The sequence below is a fragment of the Lachnoanaerobaculum sp. ICM7 genome (assembly GCF_000287675.1).
Lineage (GTDB): Bacteria > Bacillota > Clostridia > Lachnospirales > Lachnospiraceae > Lachnoanaerobaculum.
In genome coordinates this window covers 37,522-61,379 of sequence record NZ_ALJL01000023.1, presented here as the reverse complement: position 1 = coordinate 61,379, position 23,858 = coordinate 37,522, and the positions used below count along the sequence as shown (strand labels likewise).

At 39.9% G+C, this 23,858-nt stretch carries 21 protein-coding genes; 14 read left to right on the top strand and 7 right to left on the bottom strand.

What is annotated here, in order from left to right; translation table 11 throughout:
* Positions 1 to 38: 38 nt before the first annotated feature.
* The gene (locus HMPREF1140_RS07305) at positions 39 to 965 is read left to right on the top strand and encodes a calcium/sodium antiporter (RefSeq protein WP_009663215.1); all 927 of its coding nucleotides are present in this window, start codon (positions 39 to 41) and stop codon (positions 963 to 965) included.
* Positions 966 to 1,002: 37 nt separating this feature from the next.
* Here HMPREF1140_RS07305 and HMPREF1140_RS07300 read toward each other — a convergent pair whose 3' ends face one another.
* The 4 genes from HMPREF1140_RS07300 to HMPREF1140_RS07285 all read right to left on the bottom strand — a co-directional run bounded on the left by HMPREF1140_RS07300 (position 1,003) and on the right by HMPREF1140_RS07285 (position 5,107).
* On the bottom strand, positions 1,003 to 2,370 hold the full coding sequence (locus tag HMPREF1140_RS07300) for a short-chain fatty acid transporter (protein ID WP_009663249.1): 1,368 nt from the start codon (positions 2,368 to 2,370) through the stop codon (positions 1,003 to 1,005).
* A 258-nt stretch (positions 2,371 to 2,628) separates the two neighbouring features.
* Positions 2,629 to 3,273 carry a 3-oxoacid CoA-transferase subunit B gene (locus tag HMPREF1140_RS07295; RefSeq protein WP_009663315.1) on the bottom strand — a complete coding sequence of 215 codons (645 nt, stop codon included), beginning with the start codon at positions 3,271 to 3,273 and terminating at the stop codon, positions 2,629 to 2,631.
* A complete protein-coding gene (locus HMPREF1140_RS07290) occupies positions 3,273 to 3,923 on the bottom strand; it encodes a CoA transferase subunit A (RefSeq protein ID WP_009663214.1) in 651 nt (216 codons plus the stop codon). The genes HMPREF1140_RS07295 and HMPREF1140_RS07290 overlap by 1 nt, the downstream gene beginning before the upstream one ends.
* Positions 3,920 to 5,107 (bottom strand): acetyl-CoA C-acetyltransferase, encoded by a 1,188-nt coding sequence (locus HMPREF1140_RS07285; RefSeq protein WP_009663408.1) that lies wholly within the window; start codon positions 5,105 to 5,107, stop codon positions 3,920 to 3,922. The genes HMPREF1140_RS07290 and HMPREF1140_RS07285 overlap by 4 nt, the downstream gene beginning before the upstream one ends.
* A gap of 473 nt (positions 5,108 to 5,580) precedes the next feature.
* Between HMPREF1140_RS07285 and HMPREF1140_RS07280 the strand changes: the two genes are divergently transcribed.
* The 6 genes from HMPREF1140_RS07280 (at position 5,581) to cooS (ending at position 12,829) form a co-directional block, all read left to right on the top strand.
* Positions 5,581 to 6,357, top strand: a complete 777-nt coding sequence (locus HMPREF1140_RS07280) for an enoyl-CoA hydratase-related protein (protein ID WP_009663244.1) — start codon at positions 5,581 to 5,583, stop codon at positions 6,355 to 6,357.
* A gap of 67 nt (positions 6,358 to 6,424) precedes the next feature.
* Entirely contained in the window at positions 6,425 to 7,261 is an 837-nt protein-coding gene (locus tag HMPREF1140_RS07275; RefSeq protein WP_009663166.1) for a 3-hydroxyacyl-CoA dehydrogenase family protein, read from the top strand.
* 174 nt (positions 7,262 to 7,435) lie between these two features.
* Positions 7,436 to 8,590: an acyl-CoA dehydrogenase gene (locus tag HMPREF1140_RS07270; protein ID WP_009663371.1), complete on the top strand. Its 1,155-nt coding sequence runs from the start codon at positions 7,436 to 7,438 to the stop codon at positions 8,588 to 8,590.
* A gap of 26 nt (positions 8,591 to 8,616) precedes the next feature.
* Positions 8,617 to 9,399, top strand: a complete 783-nt coding sequence (locus tag HMPREF1140_RS07265; RefSeq protein ID WP_009663329.1) for an electron transfer flavoprotein subunit beta/FixA family protein — start codon at positions 8,617 to 8,619, stop codon at positions 9,397 to 9,399.
* Between the two features lie 13 nt (positions 9,400 to 9,412).
* The gene (locus tag HMPREF1140_RS07260; RefSeq protein ID WP_009663325.1) at positions 9,413 to 10,465 is read left to right on the top strand and encodes an electron transfer flavoprotein subunit alpha/FixB family protein; all 1,053 of its coding nucleotides are present in this window, start codon (positions 9,413 to 9,415) and stop codon (positions 10,463 to 10,465) included.
* Positions 10,466 to 10,657: 192 nt separating this feature from the next.
* A complete protein-coding gene (gene cooS / locus HMPREF1140_RS07255; RefSeq protein ID WP_035620115.1) occupies positions 10,658 to 12,829 on the top strand; it encodes an anaerobic carbon-monoxide dehydrogenase catalytic subunit in 2,172 nt (723 codons plus the stop codon).
* A 329-nt stretch (positions 12,830 to 13,158) separates the two neighbouring features.
* Here cooS and HMPREF1140_RS07250 read toward each other — a convergent pair whose 3' ends face one another.
* From HMPREF1140_RS07250 to HMPREF1140_RS07240, 3 genes are all read right to left on the bottom strand, one after another.
* Positions 13,159 to 14,859 carry a hypothetical protein gene (locus tag HMPREF1140_RS07250; protein ID WP_009663243.1) on the bottom strand — a complete coding sequence of 567 codons (1,701 nt, stop codon included), beginning with the start codon at positions 14,857 to 14,859 and terminating at the stop codon, positions 13,159 to 13,161.
* Positions 14,856 to 15,773, bottom strand: coding sequence for an AAA family ATPase (locus tag HMPREF1140_RS07245; protein WP_009663296.1), 918 nt, complete (start codon positions 15,771 to 15,773; stop codon positions 14,856 to 14,858). The genes HMPREF1140_RS07250 and HMPREF1140_RS07245 overlap by 4 nt, the downstream gene beginning before the upstream one ends.
* 84 nt (positions 15,774 to 15,857) lie before the next feature.
* On the bottom strand, positions 15,858 to 17,402 hold the full coding sequence (locus HMPREF1140_RS07240; RefSeq protein ID WP_009663332.1) for a carbon starvation CstA family protein: 1,545 nt from the start codon (positions 17,400 to 17,402) through the stop codon (positions 15,858 to 15,860).
* A gap of 245 nt (positions 17,403 to 17,647) precedes the next feature.
* Between HMPREF1140_RS07240 and HMPREF1140_RS07235 the strand changes: the two genes are divergently transcribed.
* The 7 genes from HMPREF1140_RS07235 (at position 17,648) to fabF (ending at position 23,854) form a co-directional block, all read left to right on the top strand.
* Positions 17,648 to 18,574, top strand: a complete 927-nt coding sequence (locus HMPREF1140_RS07235) for a succinylglutamate desuccinylase/aspartoacylase domain-containing protein (protein ID WP_009663335.1) — start codon at positions 17,648 to 17,650, stop codon at positions 18,572 to 18,574.
* Between the two features lie 119 nt (positions 18,575 to 18,693).
* Entirely contained in the window at positions 18,694 to 19,635 is a 942-nt protein-coding gene (locus HMPREF1140_RS07230; protein ID WP_009663381.1) for a beta-ketoacyl-ACP synthase III, read from the top strand.
* Positions 19,636 to 19,689: 54 nt separating this feature from the next.
* Positions 19,690 to 19,926 (top strand): acyl carrier protein, encoded by a 237-nt coding sequence (gene acpP / locus HMPREF1140_RS07225; RefSeq protein WP_007595511.1) that lies wholly within the window; start codon positions 19,690 to 19,692, stop codon positions 19,924 to 19,926.
* Between the two features lie 50 nt (positions 19,927 to 19,976).
* The gene (gene fabK, locus HMPREF1140_RS07220; protein ID WP_009663177.1) at positions 19,977 to 20,915 is read left to right on the top strand and encodes an enoyl-[acyl-carrier-protein] reductase FabK; all 939 of its coding nucleotides are present in this window, start codon (positions 19,977 to 19,979) and stop codon (positions 20,913 to 20,915) included.
* 3 nt (positions 20,916 to 20,918) lie between these two features.
* Positions 20,919 to 21,836 (top strand): ACP S-malonyltransferase, encoded by a 918-nt coding sequence (gene fabD / locus HMPREF1140_RS07215; RefSeq protein WP_009663173.1) that lies wholly within the window; start codon positions 20,919 to 20,921, stop codon positions 21,834 to 21,836.
* Positions 21,833 to 22,579, top strand: a complete 747-nt coding sequence (fabG, locus tag HMPREF1140_RS07210; protein ID WP_009663298.1) for a 3-oxoacyl-[acyl-carrier-protein] reductase — start codon at positions 21,833 to 21,835, stop codon at positions 22,577 to 22,579. Before fabD ends, fabG begins: the two co-directional genes overlap by 4 nt.
* 39 nt (positions 22,580 to 22,618) lie before the next feature.
* Entirely contained in the window at positions 22,619 to 23,854 is a 1,236-nt protein-coding gene (fabF, locus tag HMPREF1140_RS07205; RefSeq protein ID WP_009663288.1) for a beta-ketoacyl-ACP synthase II, read from the top strand.
* Positions 23,855 to 23,858: the final 4 nt, after the last annotated feature.

The window sequence follows — 23,858 nt, the reverse complement described above, 5'->3', positions numbered from 1 at the left end:
ATGTCTGTGTTCAGTTTTTAATGTAAAGGAATGGTTTTATGGTATATATATGGCTTATTTTGGGCTTCGTATGTCTTGTGGGAGGAGCTAATTTTTTTGTTGAGGGTGCTTCGGGAGTAGCAAGAAAGTTGAATGTCCCTTCGGTTGTAATAGGGCTTACTATAGTGGCTTTCGGAACAAGTGCACCTGAGGCGGCGGTAAGTATTGATGCTGCATTAAAGGGCAGCAATGCAATAGCTTTGAATAATGTAATCGGATCGAATATATTTAATCTTCTGGCTGTTGTGGGAATTTGCGGAATAATACATGCTATGCCGGTGGATAAGGCACTTTTAAAATTTGATTATATTGTAAATATTGTTATAACAATATTGTTGCTTGGATTTGTGTTCTTTTTAAGCGGCATAGACAGAATTGCCGGAGTTATTTTCCTGCTGATTTTTATAGCGTATATGATATACACTATAAGAATTGCATTAAAGGGAAGCAATGATGCAAAGGATGAAAAGAAAAAGAATTTACCTATACCTTTGGCCATTGTTTATATAGTAGGGGGACTTGCTCTTGTAGTGTTTGGCGGTGACAAGGTAGTGGAGTCCGCTTCCGAAATAGCATTGATGTTCGGAATGAGTGAGACTTTGGTCGGACTTACAATAGTCGCCATAGGAACATCACTTCCTGAGCTTGTGACAAGTATTGTAGCATCAAGCAAGGGAGAGAATGCGCTCGCCCTTGGCAATGTGGTAGGTTCAAATATATTCAATATAATATTTATTCTGGCATTTTCATCAGTACTTAATCCTATAGGTGCGGAAGTTGTGGCTGTATACGATACATTCTTTTTGCTTTGTGCAAGTTTGATGGTATATATACTTGCCAAGAATGACGGTGAGATATCAAAAAAAGAAGGCCTCGCAATGGTAGCGTCCTATATAGCGTATACTGTATATATTATTTTAAGATAAGAAAAAAGTACCGGTTGTGAGCCGGTACTTTTTATGTTTATGCCAGGAACGGGACGAGGAATAGGAATCCGCATCCTATGATTATTCCTGTTACAATAAGAACTATAGCACAATATCCCATAATATCTCTTGCACCGAGACCTGCTATACCGAGAGCCGGGAGAGCCCAGAACGGCTGAAGCATATTTGTCCATGCATCACCCCATGCAATAGCCATGGCTGATACTGCAGGAGAAACACCGAGAGCGTTTCCGGCAGGCATTACGATAGGAGCCTGTACAGCCCACTGACCGCCACCTGAAGGTACGAAGAAGTTTACAATACCTGCTGAGAGGAAAGTAAACAACGGGAATGTAGTCTGATTTGATATATTTACAAAGAAATCACTTATGGCACCTGCAAGTGACTGACCTGTAGGACCTGTAGCAGTCATAATGCCCATGATACCTGCATAGAACGGGAACTGTAATATAATACCTCCGGCACTCTTTGCGGCATCTGTAATAGCGTTTACATAACTTATAGGTGTTCCGTGGAATATAATTCCAAGTGTTAAGAAAATTAAATTTACTACATTAAGAGAGAGTGTGATACTTCCCTTGGTTTTAAATGTATACACTAAATACAATATGGCAAGTATTGCCACAAGTATTGAAAGCAGAGGGAATCTCTCAAGCCATTCAGCCGGTGTCACTGTTTTATCCGTAACTTTGGCAGTTTCGGTTTCTGCCAATAGCTTAGGATCTACAGTAACGGTATCCTCAGGAGTGGGATGCATCTGTGCATTTACAAATGCTATAACTATAATTATAGCTATAACAATTATAAGATTCCAAGCTGAGAATATTGTCTGTGAAGTAGGTATTGATTCTGTTACAGCACCTGCTGTTTGTGTACCTATAGCTTCACTGTATGACGCAAGTTGAAGAGGTATGGAACCTGAGAAACCTGCATGCCATATTACGAAACCTGAATAAGCCGATGCGATAAGAAGTCTGTAGTCAACGCCTTTTACTTTTTTTGCAATTTCCTTTGCAAGTATGGCACCGACTACAAGTCCGAATCCCCAGTTAAGCCAGCAGGCAATCATTGAAACAACGGTAATAAAAATAATTGCCGATGTAGGAGATTTTGGAACTTCCGCAGCCGCATTTATAGCTTTCTTTACCAGCGGTGCGGTAGCAAGTGCCGTGCCGAGAACAAGCACCAAAGCCATCTGCATTGAGAATCCGAGCAATAACCACATACTATCGCCCCAAGCATTGGCTATTTCAAATGGGTTCATTTTACTTACCGGCATTGCAGCGACAAAAACAAGGATAGTAAGTACGATACAAAAAATAAATGCATCAGGCAAAAATTTTTGAACTATATTTACACATGCGTTTGTAAATTTCTTAAACATTTATCTGCCTCCTTTTGCAAATTGTTTAATTATTAACATTATTATATCAATCCGATATCCGTTTTTCCAGTCTGAAAAATAACGAAAATGTATAAATATATTATATATATCACACAAAAATATCTTTATAATTAGTATTTTCTGATACTGAAATCATCCGATATGAGATTATAAAAGACCGGAATGCCGATCTTAAAAGAGAACAGTCCTTTAAATACGGCATCCCGGTCATGGGAATTTAAATTATACTAAAATAAATTAGAATGTCTTTAAATCATCTGCAACCTTAAGAGGTGCCTCTGTCTTTGCTATAACATCTTCCACACTTACGCCCTCAGCTAATTCTGTAAGCACAAGACCTTCATCGGTAACCTTTATTACAGCTAATTCGGTGACAATTTCATCAACTGCATGAATAGCGGTAGCAGGGAGTGTGATGTCCTTTAAAATCTTTGGAGCACCGTCTTTTGCGGTATGTGTCATAGCGACAACAACTTTCTTTGAACCTGTAACAAGATCCATAGCACCGCCCATACCCGGAACCATCTTGCCCGGAACTATATGGCTTGCAAGATTTCCGTGAGCATCTACCTGCAATGCACCTAAAACAGTCATATCAACATGGCCGCCTCGAATAATCATAAATGAGAATGCACTGTCAAAGTATGCGGCACCGGGAAGTACGGTAACATTTTGTCCGCCGGAATTAATTAAATGTTTATTTGCTGTTGCACTTGAAGCCAAGGGACCCATACCGAGAATACCGTTCTCTGACTGAAGTGTAATTTCTATACCCTCAGGTACATAGTCAGCCACCATAGTAGGAAGTCCTATACCTAAGTTTACTACGTCACCATCGTTTAAATCTCTTGCAACACGTCTTGCAATTCTCTCTTTTGACATTATGACTCACCTCCTACAAGATAATCTACAAATATTGCAGGTATTGCAACATTTTCAGGCTGGATATCGCCTACAGGAACTATAAGTTCAGCGCCCGCAATAACAACATCGGCAGCGGTTGCCATAACTGTATTGAAGTTTTTGCTTGTAGCCGTAAAATAAAGATTTCCCTTCTCATCGGCTATTGTAGCACCGATAAGTGCAAAGTCGGCTCTTAAAGGTTTTTCCAAAAGATAATCTTTACCGTCAATATTTAAAACCTGCTTACCTTCGGCAACCTCGGTACCCACACCGGTAGGTGTAAGTACACCGCCAAGTCCTGCGCCGCCTGAACGTATTCTCTCTGCAAGTGTACCCTGAGGAGAAAGCTCAACCTCCATAGTACCGTCATTCATCTTTTGTCCTGTTATAGGATTTGTACCTATATGTGTTGCAATAACTTTTTTTACCTGATTGTTGGCAACCAGTTTACCGATACCTGTGGTAGGAGTGGCGGTATCATTACAAATAAGTGTTAAGTCCTTTACACCTTTTTCAACTAATGCATCAATAATCGGTTCGGGTGTACCACATGCTAAAAATCCGCCTACCATGATTGTGGCGCCGTCATTGATACCTGCAATAGCATCTTTGATTGAAACTATTTTCATTTTGTCTCCCTTTCTACAACAATTGCTGTGCCCATTCCACCACCTATACACAGTGTAGCAAGGCCACATTTAACATCTCTTTTTTGCATCTCAAAGAGTAAAGTGGTGAGTATTCTTGCACCTGATGCTCCGATAGGATGTCCAAGTGCGATTGCACCGCCGTTTACATTTGTAATTTCTCTCTTAAATCCAAGTTCGTTGCATACTGCAAGAGCTTGTGCCGCAAAAGCTTCGTTTGCCTCTATAAGTTCAAGATCGTCGGCTGTGATACCTGCTTTTTGCATTGCTTTTTGTGATGCCGGAATTACTCCGAGTCCCATTACGCTTGGGTCAACACCTCCTGAAGCATATCCCTTTATAGTAGCCATAATAGGAAGTTTAAGCTCAAGTGCCTTTTCCTTTGATGCGATAATGAACATTGCGGCACCGTCATTGATACCTGAAGCATTACCTGCAGTTACAGTACCGTCTTTTTTAAATGCCGGTTTAAGCTTTGCAAGATTTTCGATTGTAGTATTGAACTTAGGATATTCGTCTGTATCAAATACCTTAGGATCGCCTTTTCTTTGTGGAATAAGTACAGGAACTATTTCATCTTTTAATCTTCCGGTCTCTATAGCTACCTGTGCTCTTCTCTGGCTTTCAACAGAGAATACATCCTGATCTTCTCTTGTTATTCCTTTTTGTTCAGCAATATTTTCCGCTGTCACGCCCATGTGGTAGTTGTTGTAAGCATCCCAAAGACCGTCTGTAATCATCTCGTCAATCAATGTTTGATTACCCATCTTAACGCCGAATCTTGCGCCTTTAACAAGATATGGAGCGTTTGACATGCTCTCCGTACCGCCTGCAAGAATGATATCCGCATCACCGGCCTTTATAATCTGTGCTGCAAGTTCAACAGTTCTAAGACCTGAACCGCAAACCTTATTTATTGAAAATGCGGGTGTTGTATTTGGCAATCCCGCTCCGAGTATTACCTGACGAGCGATATTCTGGCCAAGTCCTGCGCCTAAAACATTTCCTATAACGGCTTCGTCGATAAGAGAAGCGTCAATGCCTGCACGTTCAATAGCTCCCTTTGCTGCAGTTATACCGAGGTCTACTGCACTTACACCTGCCAATGAACCGCCGAAACTACCAATAGCTGTTCTTGCAGCACTGACGATAACTACTTCTTTCATATTTTTCACCTCACTTATTCTATAAAAGTGGACAATACCGATTGAGTAAACTTTTTTGTATTGTCAGATATATGTATCACCTATAGCATATCACAAGTGAAATCAATTATCCACCCCTTGGTTATTCAAAATTGCTATAAAAAAAATAATATGTTTTTATATATATCTTATTTAAACAATGTGTTATAATAAATAAAAATATTGATATGTAAAAAATATTAAAGATGAGTCGTGTTTAATCTTTTATGGATAATAAAAAGGACAGCAAAATAATTTTGCTCAATATAAATGAAAAAAATATATGTTTTAAGCATGATGATATTTCGATTTTAGAATATTGTTATGCAAAATAGATATAATAATTAATCAAAAAAACTGATTGATTGTCGGATACATATATGTTATATTTTTATCATATGGATTTACATGTCAAGCTTGATTCCTGACATGCAATATTGACAAGGAGGTGTTTTATGGGTTTTGTAAGGTTTGATACAGAAGGTGCCGTAGGTATTGTTACAATAGACAGACCGAAGGCGCTCAATGCTTTGAACTCTGAAGTACTGGCTGAGCTTGATGCTTGCTTTGACAGTATTGACACTAATACAATCAGAGCCGTCATTTTGACAGGTTCAGGAGATAAGTCTTTTGTAGCAGGTGCCGATATAGGTGAAATGAGCAAATTAAGTCCGGCAGAGGGTGAGGCTTTCGGTAAGAAGGGAAATGATGTATTCAGAAAGATAGAGACTTTCCCTGTTCCTGTGATAGCTGCCGTAAACGGATTTGCACTTGGCGGAGGATGTGAGATTGCTATGAGCTGTGATATTCGTATATGCTCGGATAATGCAATGTTCGGTCAACCTGAGGTGGGACTTGGAATCACACCTGGATTCGGCGGAACACAAAGACTTGCAAGAATAGTCGGCGTAGGAATGGCAAAGCAGTTGATTTATACAGCTAAGACAATAAAGGCTGAAGAAGCTTTAAGAATAGGTCTTGTAAATGCCGTATATACACAGGAAGAGCTGCTTGGAGTTGCAAAGAAGATGGCGGCTGCTATAGCACAGAATGCTCCTATTGCAGTTCGTGCATGTAAGAAAGCTATAAATGACGGACTTGACGCAAAGATGGACGATGCAATTGTGATTGAAGAGAAGCTCTTTGGAAGTTGCTTTGAAACACATGATCAGATAGAGGGTATGAACGCTTTCCTTGAAAAGAGAAAAGAGAAGAATTTTACTAATTCATAAATACCGGTTTAATATAAAAATATAATTAAAGTCAAAATATATGTTTTAATTCAGAAAGGATAAAAAAATGAAAGTTGGTATTATCGGTGCAGGTACAATGGGTTCAGGAATTGCTCAGGCTTTTGCAATGACAGAAGGATATGAAGTAAGACTTTGCGATATTAAGGAAGAATACGCACAGGCAGGTTTTGCAAAGATTCAAAAGAACATCAATTTCCTTGTAGGAAAAGAGAAAATATCAAAAGAGGCCGGAGATGCAATTATTTCAAAAATAAAAGTAGGCCTTAACGATATCTGCAGTGACTGTGATTTGATCGTGGAAGTAGCGCTTGAAAAGATGGAAGTTAAGCAGCAGATTTTCAAAGAGCTTCAGAATATAGTTCCTAAGGATTGCATTTTCGCTTCAAATACTTCATCACTTTCTATCACAAGAATCGGTGAGGCACTTGACAGACCTGTAGTAGGTATGCATTTCTTTAACCCTGCGGACAGGATGAAACTTGTTGAAGTAATCGGTGGAGAGAAGACACCTGCAGAATTGGTGGAAAAGATTAAGAAGATATCTGAAGATATCGGAAAGACTCCTGTACAGGTTAAAGAAGCACCGGGATTTGTAGTAAACCGTATCCTTGTTCCAATGATCAATGAAGCAATCAATGTATGGGCTGCAGGTACAGCAGATGCTGAAGGTGTAGACACAGCTATGATTCTGGGATGTGCACATCCTATGGGACCTCTTCATTTGGCAGACCTTATCGGACTTGATATTTGCCTTGCCATTATGGAAGTTATTCACAATGAGACAGGGGATGACAAGTATTTACCGGCTCCAAAGTTAAAAGAGCTTGTAGCTGCAGGTAAGCTTGGTAAGAAGACCGGAGAAGGAATATTCTCTTATAAGTAAAATATTTATCCCCTTTTTACAGTTAAAATGTAGAAAGGGGTTTTAATGTGAGATAGATACAAAAGGCGGGTTTGTATTTACTATATAGGTGAAAGAAAACTAAGAAAGGATAACGCAAACAAAGACTTTCACTATTTATGTTTGCACTTGGATTTATTCAAGTAGGTATGATTCATGGATTTTACTTTAGACAAGAAACATGAGATGGCAAGATCCCTTTTCAGGGAGTTTGCTGAAAAGGAAGTAAAACCTCTTGCAATAGAGGTGGATGAAACGGAAATATTTCCAAGAGAGACTGTAACAAAGATGGCAAAGTACGGTTTCCTTGGTATTCCTGTAGCAAAGGAGTATGGAGGACAGGGAGCCGATCCTCTTGCATATGTAATGTGTGTAGAAGAGTTGTCAAAGGTTTGTGCGACAACAGGTGTTATTGTTTCCGCTCATACATCACTTTGTGCAGATCCTATCGCTATGTACGGTACACCTGAGCAGAAGGAAAAATATCTTGTTCCTTTGGCAAAGGGAGAGAAACTTGGCGCTTTCGCACTTACAGAGCCTAATGCAGGTACGGATGCACAGGGTGCGGTTACAAAGGCTGTGCTTGACGGTGACGAGTATGTACTTAACGGTTCAAAGATTTTTATTACAAACGGTAAAGAGGCGGATATCTATGTTGTAATTGCATGTACAGAGATAAAGGTGGATGCAAAGGGCAGACAAAAGAAGATCTTCTCCGCATTCATAGTTGAGAAAGATACACCGGGATTCGGATTCGGAACAAAGGAAAAGAAGATGGGTATCAGAGGTTCATCTACTTATGAACTTATTTTTACAGATTGCAGAGTTCCGAAGGAAAATATGCTCGGTCCTGCAGGTAAGGGATTCGGTATTGCAATGCATACTCTTGACGGTGGTCGTATCGGTATTGCCGCACAGGCACTTGGTATCGCTGAGGGAGCACTTGAGAGAACTATCAACTATGTAAAAGAGAGAAAGCAATTCGGAAGATCCATCGGAGCATTCCAGAATACTCAGTTTGAGCTTGCAAATATGGCAACCAAAGTAAAGGCGGCACAGATGCTTGTATATAGAGCAGCTATGGCTAAGGCAACACAGAAGACATATTCAGAGGAAGCGGCTATGGCTAAGTTATTTGCTGCAGAAGTGGCAATGGAAGTTACCACAAAGGCAGTACAGCTTCACGGTGGATATGGATATACAAGAGAATACGAAATTGAAAGAATGATGCGTGATGCGAAGATTACAGAAGTATACGAAGGTACAAGCGAAGTACAAAGAATGGTAATTTCAGGCGCATTGCTTAAATAATTGTGCTATTACGAATGGAGGATGTCATGAAGATAGTTGTTTGTATTAAACAAGTGCCGGATACAAAGGGCGGTGTTGTTTTTAACCCTGACGGCACATTAAACAGAGGAGCTATGCTTACAATTATGAACCCGGATGACAAGGCGGGTCTTGAGGCTGCTCTTAGACTTAAAGATAAATACGGTGCAGAAGTTACAGTAGTTACTATGGGACTTCCAAAGGCTGATGAAGTACTTAGAGAAGCTTTGGCAATGGGAGCCGACAATGCTGTACTTATAACAGACAGAGTGCTTGGCGGAGCCGATACATGGGCTACATCACAGACTATAGCCGGAGCACTTAGAAAATTAGAGTATGATCTTATTATTACAGGTCGTCAGGCTATAGACGGAGATACTGCACAGGTAGGACCGCAGATTTCAGAACATCTGGATTTACCTGTTATCAGCTATGCACAAAAGATAGAGATTGATGGAGACAGTGTTGTGGTAGAGCGTCAGTTTGATGACAGATATCATGTTTTAAAAGCAAAAATGCCTGTACTTATTACAGCTTTATCAGAGCTTAATGAGCCAAGATATATGACTCCGGGTGGTATTTTTGATGCTTATGACAAAGAAGTAACTGTACTCTCAAGAGCGGACCTTATAGATGTAGATGATTCAAATATCGGTCTTAAGGGTTCACCGACACAGATTGCAAAAGCATCCGATAAGGTAAGAAAGGGTGCAGGAGAGCAGGTAAACCTTGGTGCATCAGAGTCTGTTGACTACATCATAGGCAAGTTAAAAGAAACACATATCATCTAAAAAGGAGTCGTTTATGAGACAAAATACAGAAGAATACAGGGGAGTGTTTACATTTGCCCAGCAGGTAGACGGCAAATTGAGCGGTATTTCCCTTGAACTTATAGGAAAAGGTAAGGATTTGGCTGCTGATCTCAATACCGAGGTTACAGCAGTATTACTTGGATCTGATATAAAAGGACTGGTTGAAGAACTCGCCGAGCACGGTGCTGATAAGATAATAGTTGTAGATGATCCTAAACTTAAAGAGTACCGTACAGAGCCTTATACACAGGCATTATCAGCAGTTATAAACGAGTTTAAGCCTGAGATATTCATTATTGGAGCTACAGCAATCGGTAGAGATTTGGGACCCAGAGTATCAGCAAGAGTCGGAACAGGACTTACAGCAGACTGTACACAGCTTGAAATCGGTGATTATCCTTTAGTGGCTATTGCAGGAAGAGAGCAGAAGCATAATCAGCTTCTTATGACAAGACCTGCATTTGGTGGAAATACAATAGCTACTATTGCATGTCCGGAGAACAGACCGCAGATGGCAACAGTTCGTCCGGGTGTTATGCAAAAGAAGGAAAGAGTTGCAGGAGCAAAGGCGGAGGTAATAGACTTTGATGCCAAGCTTGAAGAGAACAGCAAGTATGTTGAAATCTTGGAGATTGTAAAGAATGCCAAGACAACAGAAGATATCATGGCTGCAAAGATTTTGGTATCAGGCGGTAGAGGTGTAGGTTCTGCTGATAACTTTAAGATACTTAAGGATTTGGCAGATGCACTTCACGGTACTGTTAGCTGTTCAAGAGCTGTAGTTGATGCAGGTTGGATGTCAAAGGATATTCAGGTAGGACAGACAGGTAAGACAGTTCGTCCACATCTTTATTTTGCAATAGGTATTTCAGGTGCTATACAGCATTTGGCAGGTATGGAAGAGAGTGACATTATCATCGCTATCAATAAGGATGAGAATGCGCCTATCTTCAGTGTTGCAGACTACGGTATAGTAGGTGATTTGAACAAGATAGTTCCTGCACTTACAGAGAAGATAAAAGCAGAGCTTGCTAAAGAAGATTAATGCTAAATAAGATTAATATAGACATATAAAATAAATCGCTATAAACCGAGAACCGGTTTTATAGCGATTTTTTGTTTTTAAAAGAGTACAAATTACTGCTTGACATGGAATGAAAAATATTTTATAATCAAAAAACCTTAAAACATACTAAATTAATAGGTAAATAGGTTTCTTGTTGTAAAGTAGGAAGGAATGCTCATGGGAAAGAAAGAACTCAGTCACGAACATAATCATAATCACGAACACAATCATAGTCACGAACATAATCATGAACATAAGCATGGAGTTGACCATATTCACAGCCATAGAAATTTGATAGGATTTGATGAACATGGAGTGCCGACAATTACATTAAAGTCGGACCATGAAGAGGACGGAGACGATAAAGCATTTATCAGAGATTATATGAATGCTGTATCTGAGTACAGAAAGACTTTTCCGTCAAAGGATGAGGTTTTGGAAAATACTCCGGATCCGGCAGTAAGAGAGATGATTTTGCGCCAGAATCAGCTGGGATTTGATACTACATTTGACAGATTTGACAGTCAGCAGCCACAGTGTGGTTTCGGTATGGCCGGAATATGCTGTAAGATCTGTAATATGGGTCCATGTAAGATAACTTCAAAGAGTCCCAAGGGAGTCTGTGGTGCGGATGCAGACTTAATAGTGGCAAGAAATTTGCTTCGTTCAGCTGCTGCAGGTGCGGCTCAACACGGTATGCACGGTAGAGAAGTTATTCTGTCTCTAAAGTGGGCTGCTGAAGGAAAGCTTGATTTACCTATACTGGGACAACAAAAGATAAAGGATACCGCAAAAGCATTCGGAATAAAGACGGAAAGAAGAAGTATAAAAAAGATTGCTTCAGAACTTGCAGATATACTTTTAGAGGATATGAGCCGTACAGTACCGGGAGATTATAAAATCATAGAGGCACTTGGTTCAGAGGAAAGGAAAAAAGTGTGGAAGGAGCTTGATATTCTACCTATCAGCGCCTACCATGAGGTATTTGAGGCTTATCATAAAACAGGTGTAGGTACTGACGGTGACTGGAAGAGCATTATGCAACAGTTTCTTCGTTGTGGACTTGCATTCACATACTCGGGTGTTGTAAGTACATCAATAGCAACTGACGGTCTTTTCGGAGTTGGAGACAGAGTTACATCAAAGGTAAATATCGGTGCTTTGAAAAAAGGATATGTGAATATTGCGGTTCACGGTCATCTGCCTACCCTGGTAAGTGAGATTGTAAGAGTCGGTCAGGAAGAGAAGTTTATAAATCTTGCAAAAGAAGCGGGTGCAAAGGGAATAAGATTCTACGGAATCTGCTGTTCAGGACTTTCAGCAATGTATCGCTATGCAGGAGTTATTCCTCTTTCAAATGCAGTATCTGCTGAGCTTGTACTTGGTACCGGAGCACTTGATCTTTGGATTGCCGATGTTCAGGATGTATTCCCGTCAATAATGGAAGTTGCAAAATGCTTCAGAACTACAGTTGTTACAACCAGTGAGTCTGCAAGATTACCGGGTGCCGAGAGATTTGAATATGATCATCATCATTCAAATATAGGAGAGACAAGAGAACTTGCAGAAAAAATAGTGCTCAGAGGTATAGAAAGCTTTAAAGACAGACAGGGTATACCTGTATACATTCCGCCATATGAGGTGGATGCCGAAGTCGGATTTTCACCTGAGTATGTGCATAAGCACTACGGCTCTATGAAGCCTTTATATGAGGCTGTAAAGGAAGGTAAGATACTCGGTATTGTAAACATAGTGGGCTGTAACAATCCTAAGGTTGTATATGAGAAATGTGTTATTGATGTAGCAAATGCACTTCTTAGAAACAATATTTTGATACTTACAAACGGATGTGCCTCATTCCCGCTTATGAAGATGGGATATTGCAATGTTTCGGGACAGGAGCATGCAGGTGAGAGTTTAAAAGAATTCCTTGGAGATTTACCACCGGTATGGCATGTGGGTGAGTGTATAGACAATACCAAGTCAAGCGGAATCTTTGCAGGTGTAGCAGGTGAGGCCGGTAAGCCGCTTTATGAAATGCCTTTTGCATTTTCATCTCCTGAGTGGAGTAATGAAAAGGGAATAGATGCGGCTCTTGGCTTCAGACTTATGGGAATCAATTCATATCACTGTGTGGAAGCTCAAATTCACGGTTCAAAGAATGTAATAGAATTTTTGAAAGAGGGCACAAAGGAATTACTTGGTTCTGTGATGGTTGTAGATACAAATCCCGACTCTCTGGGAGAAAAAATAGTTGCAGATATCATTGAAAAGAGAAAGGCCCTCGGTTGGGTGGTACCTGATAAGATAGTGCATAAAGATGAAGAATTAGCCTTAGTATAAGTCGGTCAGAAATAGATTGAATTAAAAATACATAAAGCCTACAAATAAGACACAGCTATTGACAACTGATTTATAAGATGTACAATGAAATTAAATAAAAGCTTCGTGAAAGTTTGTATGGGGAATGAGGAGGAATCTTATGGATATGCAGTTGTTTTGGGACTCTGTAATAACAGTTGTCAGTGTAGTCGGATATATAGGATCTTGGGTTGCCCTTGGACTTCTTATAAGGTGGTTTATAGTAAAGTCTAAGAGATAATAAAACAGCAAAACAGATTTATATCTTGTATTAAAAAGAGCAGTTTACCTTTTGCGGTAAACTGCTCTTTTTACATTCTCCTTATTTCCGCCTGTATCATATTTCCTACCAATGAGGCAAAATTATTAAGCGATTTTACTTTTACAAAACTTCGGCCGAAGATTTTCTGGACATTCGGCAGGTCGGCGTCATCACCTGTAAAGGCGCAGAGGACATAAATGTTTTCAAGCTTTGCTTTATGCACAAGCTCAGTCATATCCTCTATAGCGATATCACCGCTGTAATTTCTTGATTTACCCTTGACCTCGAGCATATCATTCGGCTTTATATCTGTAAGCCATATCACAACTCTGTGAGAAGCATTGTTTTTCTTCATCTGCTCCATTAAAGCGTTAAGCGCAAGCCCGTCTCTGTTGGCACCTGTTGTAAAGAATCTGAATATTTCATTGTTCTTTGAGGTCTCATTGTAATCTCTGTAAAGATTCATTACAGTGTAGCCGTTCATAGATGAATATCCCCATACCCTTACAGGAACATGGCAGTTATCAAGTGCTTTTGAAATAATATAGCCCTGTGTGGATACTGTGTCCATACGATGAATCTGTGAAGCCGAGGCATCCAGTAAAATATCGACACTTATATTGCCGCTACCTTCCGCAACCTGCTTTTCAAAAATTTTATTATTGTTAAGATACAGAGCCTTCCAGACAAGAGCAGGATTTAATTTACCTGTCTTTGAATAAACTGTAGTAGGCTCAAGCTGAGTCAGCAGAGCATTTTTGATACGATTTGTAAGTTCCAAGATGACAGCATTATTACTTCCTATATTGTCAGAGAAAAATTCTTTGTTTTTAGTATACTGCTTTTGCATTTCTTTTCGCATCTTTGCGGCAAATCCGCTTACCTTGTCTTCACTTTCACCTCTTGTAAAAAATATTCTGGTACCTTCGTGATTACCGGTACAGCACTCTCTTTGTATTTTCTCTGAAGTCTTATCATCATAGATGGACTTTCCGAAATAGCTGCTGATATATTTTCTAAGTCCTTCTTCCGTGATTCTGTTAAATTTTTCAGAGTCTGTTTCAAATGCGGAGGCGTCGGTTCCTCCCTGATTTTCGACATAGCCAAGTACAAGCTTGGTGACGCCTTCAATTTCATTTGATACGCCTGCCTTTTTGCCGAAGAAGAGTCTTGGAACAGGGATTTTAAATCTGCGCTTTTGACCCTTTGCACTGACACCGGGAAGATAGGTAAAATACTTTGCAAGAGTATTGGAGAGACTCCGAATAAAACCTTCAGTATCCACATCCGCACCGATTTCAACCTCACTTAAGAGCTTCCTGTCTACCAAATCGGGCAGCCCGCTGTCCTCACCCATAGAGGTTCTGTAATGCCCTTCAAGTATCCATCCCTCTCTGCTTTCAGCAATACTCGGCATAAACTCTATAAGCTTTTGTTTGCAGTACTCTTTCCTAAGGAGTGGAAGACTTGGTCTTGAATCCTTTTCCTTTTCAAAGGTGGAATTTTCAAGTGCAATCCAAAACAATGCTTCATAGGTTCCCTGCCCTATTGTTTCATGGAAGGTATTGTAAAACTCTTTTAACCTTTTCCAGTCAAAATGTGCATAGCTGCCGCCAAGTATGGTATTCCAGTAAAGATCCGCTTTCGCATCATTGTCATACATACGAAATCCGACGGAAACATCATAATTTCCTGCAGCATTCCAAATCATGTTTGCGGCTCTCTTTTTTTCAAACTCCGTCAAGATCATGAAAAGATACTCTCCCCCAAAAGACTTTCAGGCAATCTGGCGCTTACAATATCAAGTACAAGCTGTCTTTCATACTCATCAAAGCATTTATTGATAAGTCCCATTTCGAGAGCCTTTGTAACTCCAAGTCCCTTTTTCATCATTCCTATACAGGAGATAAGACCTCTAAGATCAAGGCTTCTTGTAGAGATTTCGCCACCCTCACATTTTTTTCTTATTTCATCAAAGAGAGTGGCAAATTGTGATATGTACTCAGGTTTTAGAGTAGGATATTTATCCTTTATAAGCTTTTGTAAGTTTTCTGCCGATATAACAGGCATATGAAGTACCATAAATCTTGAAGCAAGAGCTTCGTTCATCTCTCTGGTGCCGGCATAGCCGTAGTTCATTGTACCTATAAATCTTGTGGCTTCATGAAGATTTATTCTGTCATATCCAGGTAAATCAATGGTTCTTCTAAAGTCAAGTACCGCATGAAGTACGGCAAGAGATTCATTCTTTGCCATATTTATTTCATCAAGCACGCCGAAACCTCCCTTTATGGCACAGTTTAATATAGGTCCTTTTCTAAGCTTGACTTCACCGTTTTCAAAGGTGTCCGAGCCTATAAGAGATGAAGCGTCTGTATTTATATAAAGTGATATGTCCCACTGAGGTCTTGCAAATGCCATGGCAAGATTTTGTGCCAATACGTTCTTTCCTGTAGCTTTAGGACCGTCAAGCAAGATATTTTCACCTGCTATTATAGCTGTAGCTGCTTCTTCCCAAATCTCTTTTCCGTAGTAAAGATATGAATCCTTCGGGATTCTTCTTTCATCCTCGGCTTCAAGCTTATAAAAGCTTCTGAACGACTTTATCTCTGAAATGATTTTATCCGATATATTTTCCTGTTTTAAAAATTCTAAAATTTCCATATTTCCTCTGTCTAATAAAAAATAATAAAAAACTCCCAAGACAGTATTATATTACAACTGTCTTGGGAGGAGCAATAATTTTATTTACTTTACAGGATCGGCAGGAGTGTATCCACCCTTTTTACCTCTCAGGATAGTAAGAACTGCGTATAAAGCGGCAATTACAGCACCGCCGATATAAGCAATATTCCAGCTTAAACCGAAGCCAAGCTTTGCATTCAAGATATAGCATGCACAAATAAATGTGTAGAAGACACCCGGTATGAGAGTCATCCATGCCCACTTTCCTCTCTTATTTATTATCAAATAAATAGTAGCGGCGGCAAGTGGGAAGAGTGCCATTGTCTGGTTAGACCATGCGAAATATCTCCAAAGAATATTGAATCCCTTAGGATCAATCTTTGCCCAAACAAGGATTGCACCTACTATAACGAAAATAGGAACGGCAAGACTTAGTCTTCTTGCATTGTTATCCTGCTTGATATGGAAAGTATCTGCAATAGTAAGTCTAAGTGCACGAAGTGCTGTATCTCCTGATGTTATAGGAAGTATAATAATACCGATAAGTGCTACGGCACCTCCGATAGGTCCAAGAGCATATCTACATACTACACCTACAACACTGGTAGGAGAAATAGCAACAAGCTCGCCTCCTTTTTGGATCATATACTGCCATACACCCTTGTCACTAAGCTGCATTGTGATACCGCCATGCTCGGCTGTGAACTGGATAAGTGCCATTGTGCCGGCAGCCCATACCATAGCGATAAATCCTTCAACAACCATCATATTGTAGAAAGTCATACGACCTTCTTTTTCGCTCTTAATTGTACGAGCTACAAGAGCTGTCTGTGATGAATGGAATCCTGAAAGGATACCGCAGGCTACAGTAACGAAGAAAATCGGAATAAAATGTCCTGCTTTAAAATATGCGGCATAGTCAAATGACTGTGTTGCCCAGCTTCCCCAAATATCTACAAGCGGATAATGGAAGATAACCATTGCACCGAATACACCAAGTGCAGAGAATACCAAAATCGCACCGAAGATAGGATATACACGTCCGATAATCTTATCAATCGGGAATACTGTTGCAATAAGGTAATAAGCAAAAATCACAGCGTAAATGACCCATGTAGAAACTTCTGTAGGAGCACCGCTGAAACCGAAAACCTGAGTTGCTGCTATATCACCGGGTGTATAAATAAATACTGTACCTACAAGTAAAAGTAAGAGGCATACAAATACATCATAAATCCAGAATACGGTTTTACTTGTATATTTGCGAACCATCTCAGGCATCTGAGCGCCGCCGTCTCTTGTACAAATCATACCTGCAAAATAGTCATGAACTGCACCGCCGATTACATTACCTATCGGTATTGTAAGAAGTGCTATAGGTCCGAAAAGAATACCCTGAATAGGTCCGAGAATCGGTCCTGTTCCTGCGATATTAAGTAGGTTGATAAGTGCATTTTTCCATGTAGGCATAGGCACATAATCTACACCGTCCTGCTTAGAATAGGCCGGTGTTTCTCTGTCGTCAGGCTGAAAAACATGGTCACATAACTTGCCCATGATAAGTCCGCCTACGATTAGAATCACAAGGCCGATCATAAATGTTGCCATAGAAAATTCCTCTCTTTCTATCTATGTTTAATTAATACATAATAAACATACTACTTGAAAATAAGTTTTTCAAGTTTTTTTAATAAAACATGGAAATATCTTTCATAAAAAAATAAAAATTATAGAAAAGCAGACAGCTGTCTTTTATTTAAGTAAATAATAATTAATGAAAAAATGTATGGTTAGAGGCTGCTAACTATGCTAATATAACATAAAAACGTAGTGTATTCGGAAAGGAGGAATCTGTGAAAATAGGAGATATTCTGATAAATAAAGGGGAAAAGAAAAAATTCACACTTGGGAATATAAGCGGAACAGCTTTTTGTGGGAGAAATACAGGGAAAACTTTAGTTATAACTGCAGGAGTACATGGCGGAGAATATGTGGGAATAGAAACTGCTCTAAGACTTATAAAAGAACTTGAAGCTGAAAAATTATCCGGAAATATTATTATCTGCCCTGTTTTAAATACCGAAGGATTTTATGACGGGGTAAAACAGATATCAACATCGGATTATAAAAATTTAAACAGGGAATTTCCGGGTGATGAAAAAGGTACAAGTACACAAAGGATGGCTTTTGATATAGAAAAATATCTCTACCCGACAGCTGATTTTATAGTGGATTTGCATGGGGGAGATATTAATGAGAATCTCATTCCTCTTATCTTCTTTCCTTACGGCTCCGGTGAAGATATGAAAAACTATGTGAGAGATATAGCTTCGAGAATGAGCGTGAATTTTAGAGTAGGATCATATGCGGATAATGGTCTGTACAGCTATGCTGCAAAGAAAAATATTCCCGCAATGCTCTATGAAAGGGGGGCACATGGTATATGGAGTGAAGAGGATGTGCTTGCCGAAAAGAAAGATATGTTTAAGCTTATGGAGATACTTGGGATAATAAAAGAAGGACATGATATAAGTGTAAATAAAAAACAAAAAGAGATAGTGAGTGCGGAGTATGTAGAGGCGGAGTGTGACGGGCTTTGGTATCCTTATGTTAAACATGAACAGAGAGTAAAAAAGGGAGAACTGCTTGGAGTTTTAAAAAATATAGAAGGTGATGAACTGCAAAGAGTCGAAGCAAAATTTGATGCCACTGTGTTGTACTATACATTATCCTTGGGGGTAAGAAAGAAAGATGCATTAATAGCATACGGAACTGAATGAACAAATCACTTGACAAATTTATGTAGTAAAATTAAAATACTTTGAGTATCAAACTATTTGCTTTGGTATTCAAAGTATTTTTTGTTTTGATGAAAGTCTTATGAAAGGACTTATGAAGGATGAAGATAGCACTTGCAGGAACAGGCTCAAAGCTGCCTTCTAAGGTTTTGACAAATGATGATTTGAGTAAAATCGTAGATACAAGTGATGAGTGGATCAGCCAAAGAACCGGAATCAAAAAAAGACATATCATAGGTGAAAACGAAAATCTGGTAAGTCTGGCATTTGCAGCCGGAAAAGAAGCATTAGAATCTGCAAATATTGACGGTAAGGATTTGGGACTTATTATAGTGGGTACCTCCACTCAGGATAAGAGACTTCCAAATACCGCATGTGAGTTGCAGCCTCTACTTGGTGCAAAGGACTGTGCATGTATGGATGTAAGCTCCGCGTGTTCCGGATTTATATATGCACTGAGTATTGCATATTCCATGATGAATACTCTGGATATTGAGTATGCTCTTGTAGTAGGCGGCGATGTACTTTCAAGAGAGATGGATTGGACTGACAGAACCACCTGTGTACTTTTTGGTGACGGTGTGGGAGCGGCAGTACTGAAAAAAGCGGATATCGAAGAGGGATTTTTAAGCTTTGATATCGGAGCTGACGGAAGTAAGGGATTTGCACTGTATGATAATTCTTACGGTGATGACAGATATATAAGAATGGACGGACAAGAGGTCTTTAAATTCACTGTCAGAACGGTGCCTCACAGCATTGAAAATGCTATACAAAAGGCCGGGGTACATAAGGATGATATAGATTTATATCTTTTACATCAGGCAAATTTGAGAATACTTGAGGCCGTATCCAAAAAGCTGGATATACCTATTGAAAAGTTACCGCACAATCTGGAAAATACCGGAAATACTTCGGCAGGAAGCATACCTTTACTTCTTGATGAGGTAATAAAAAAAGGTATTGCAAAAAAAGGTGATTTGATTTTGCTTTGTGGATTCGGAGCAGGATTAACCTGGGGAACTTGTGTATTAAGATTGTAATATTTTACAACTTAAATATAAATAAAATAAACATTTAAAAGGATGGAGAAAATTATGTCAGAGAAAATGAAATCAATTATTGCAGAGCAGTTAAATATCGATGCGTCAGAAATCACATTGGAGTCAAGCTTCAAGGATGATTTAAATGCAGACTCACTTGACCTTTTTGAGATGGTAATGGCACTTGAGGATAACTACGGTGTTGAAATACCTTCTGAGGATTTAGAGAAGCTTTTAACTGTAGGTGATGTGGTAAATTACCTTAAGGACAAGGGCGTAGACAATTTATAAAAAATAAAAAACGCCTACGGGCGTTTTCTTAAAAAAGGCAGAGGAAATTAATGCAAACAGAAATAACAAAACTATTAGGTATAGAATATCCGATAATTCAAGGCGGTATGGCGTGGGTTGCCGAGCATCATTTGGCTGCAGCGGTAAGTGCGGCAGGCGGACTTGGACTTATTGGCGGAGCAAATGCACCGGCAGAGGTTGTAAGAAATGAAATAAGAGAGGCAAGAAAGCTTACAGATAAGCCTTTTGGAGTAAATGTAATGCTTATGTCACCTCATGCGGAAGAAATTGCCAAGGTAGTTGTGGAAGAAGGTATAAAGGTAGTTACTACAGGCGCAGGTTCACCTGAAAAGTATATGCAGATGTGGAAGGAAGCCGGAATAGTGGTAATTCCTGTAGTTGCGAGTGTTGCACTTGCAAGAAGAATGGAAAGATGCGGAGCGGATGCCGTTGTGGCGGAAGGTACCGAGAGTGGCGGACATATAGGTGAAGCTACTACAATGACCTTGGTTCCACAGGTTGTAAATGCGGTAGATATTCCTGTTATTGCGGCAGGCGGTATTGCAGACGGAAGAGGTTTGGCTGCGGCACTTATGCTTGGAGCAAAGGCTGTACAGATAGGCACAAGATTTGTGGTTGCAAATGAGTCTATTGTACATGAAAACTACAAAGACAGAGTAATCGCCGCAAAGGACATCGATTCTGCCGTAACAGGCAGAAGTCACGGACATCCTGTAAGAAGTCTAAGAAATGCCATGACCAGAGAATACACGAAGCTTGAGGCTGAGGGTAAGAGTTTTGAGGAACTTGAGTATTTGACTCTCGGTACACTCAGAAAGGCTGTTATGGAAGGTGATGTTGTAAACGGAACCGTTATGGCAGGTCAGATAGCAGGACTTATAAACAAAAAGCAAAGTGCAAAAGAAATCATTGACGAGATAATAAGTGAGGCAACTAATCTTTTAAAGAATGCAGGGAGCTTAGTATAAATTATGAAGATAGCATTTTTATTCCCGGGACAGGGAGCTCAAAAACAAAATATGGGCAAGAGTTTTTATGAAAATGATGCGGATTCAAGGGCGGTTTTTGACAGTGTCAAAACAGTCACGGGGATAGATGCATGTGATCTGATTTTCAAAGAAAATGATGAATTAAACAATACAAGATATACACAGATAGCCATGGTGGCAACAGGTATTGCCATGTTAAAGGCTGTAGAAAAAACGGGACTTAAGGCTGATATATGTGCAGGTTTAAGCCTTGGAGAATATGAAGCACTGTATTTAAGCGGTGCCATAAGTGCTGAGGATGCCATTTCGGTAGTGGATAAAAGAGGTCAGTACATGTCGGAAATAAAGGGTGGTGCAATGAGTGCCGTACTTTCACTTTCCAACGAGACCATCAAGTCTGTAGTTGATGACATAGACGGATGTTGGGTGGCAAATTATAACTGCCCGGGACAGACTGTAATATCAGGCACTGAGGAAGCGGTTGCTCTTGCAGGTGAAAAATTAAAAGAAGCCGGTGCAAAAAGAGTACTGCCTTTAAAGGTAAGCGGTGCTTTTCACTCGGGACTTATGAAGGAAGCCGGAGAAAAACTTTCAAAAGTACTCGACGGTGTCGAAATAAGAGATATTCAGATACCTTATGTGGCAAATATCAATGCGCAAATTGTTACAGATAAGAATGAAATCAAGAAAAATTTGATAGATCAGGTATCCGGAAGTGTACATTTGGAACAGAGCATAAGAAAAATGATTGAATGGGGAGTTGATACATTTGTAGAAATCGGTCCCGGTAAGACCATGGCAGGTTTTGTAAAGAAAATTGATGCACAGGTAAAAATGTTCAACATTGAAGAGTATGCGGATGTGGCAAGTGTTTGTAGTCAGATTTTGGAGGCAAAATGAAAAGATTAGAAGGCAAAACAGCTTTGGTAACAGGTGCGGGCAGAGGCATCGGAGCCGCTATAGCAAAGAAACTGGCAGCTGACGGAGCACTGGTATATGTAAATTATGCGGCATCAAGTGAGGCTGCAAAAAGTGTTGCAAAAGAGATAGAGGATAATGGCGGAAGGGCAAAAATCTGCCAATGTGATATATCAGATTATGAGAGTACCAAGCAGATGATCGAAAATATCATTTCAGAGGATGGCGCTGTAGATATACTGGTAAACAATGCCGGTATTACAAAAGATAATCTGATGATGAGAATGAAACCTGAAGAGTTTGATGCGGTAATAGCCACCAATTTAAAGGGAAGCTTTAATACCATGCAGGTGGTTTCAAAATACATGATTAAGAAAAGAGCCGGAAGAATAATAAATATTTCTTCCGTTAGCGGTGTGATGGGCAATGCAGGTCAGATAAACTATGCGGCATCAAAGGCTGGAGTTATAGGAATGACAAAGACTGCGGCAAGAGAGATGGCAAGCAGAAATATTACCGTAAATGCCATAGCACCGGGATATATAAGAACAGATATGACGGATGCCATGACGGATGATGCCAAGGCAAAAATAAATTCATTTATTCCGTTGGGATATCAAGGTGAGGTAGAGGATATTGCAAATATGGTAGCATACCTTGCCGGTGAAGAGGGCAGATATATTACAGGTCAGGTCATCAAAATAGATGGCGGAATGAGTATGTAATCAAGAAGGATTGAAAGAACAACTAAAAAAGAGGTGACTATGAGAAGAAGAGTTGTTATTACAGGTTTGGGCGCTATCACACCGATAGGTCTTAATGTCAATGATTTTTGGAAAAACATAAAAGCGGGTGTACACGGTATAGGACCTATAACATACTTTGATACAACAGACTATAAGGCAAAGCTGGCAGCTGAAGTAAAGGGCTTTGATGCCAAGAACTATATGGATCCAAAATCTGCCAGAAGAATGGAGCAGTTTTCACAGTTTGCCGTAGCGGCAACAAAAGAGGCCATTGAAGATGCTAAGCTTGATATGTCAAAGGAAGATCCTTATATGGTAGGGGTTGCGGTAGGATCGGGAATCGGATCACTGCAGTCTATGGAAAAGGAATACGGAAAACTTTTGGAAAAAGGGCCAAGCAGAGTGGCACCACTTTTGGTACCTATGATGATTTCAAATATGGCGGCAGGTAATGTAGCGATTGCCTATGGATGTAAGGGAAAGAATATAAATGTAGTAACGGCTTGTGCCACAGGAACAAACTGTATAGGTGAGGCATTCAGATCTATTGTTTACGGAGAGGCTGATGTAATGCTTGCCGGAGGTACGGAAAGTTCCATTACTCCTATAGGTGTGGCAGGATTTACTTCACTCACAGCACTTAATACTGTAGATGACCCTGACAGAGCATCAATACCTTTTGATAAGGACAGAAACGGATTTATCATGGGAGAGGGAGCAGGAGTTTTAGTTTTAGAAGAACTTGAGCATGCTAAAAAAAGAGGTGCACATATATACGCCGAGATGGCAGGATATGGTGCAACCTGTGATGCATTCCATATTACTTCACCTGCAGAGGACGGCTCGGGCGCTGCAAAGGCTATGGAGCTTGCAATAAAGGATGCAGGTATGAAGCCTGAGGATATTGACTATGTTAATGCACATGGTACAGGAACTCATCACAATGATTTATTTGAGACAAAGGCAATAAAGACAGCTCTTGGTGAGCATGCAGATAAAGTCGGAATAAGTTCTACAAAGTCAATGGTCGGACATCTTCTTGGTGCAGCCGGAGGTGTTGAGGCAATTGTATGTGTAAAATCTATAGAAGACGGATTTATGCACAAGAATGTGGGGCTTATAAACAAGGATCCGGAGTGCGATCTGGACTTTTTGACAGAGTCAAAAGAGGTGGAAGTTAACGGAACAATAAGCAACTCCCTTGGCTTTGGCGGTCACAATGCAAGTATAGTTATAAAAAAATTCGTGGAGTAAACCT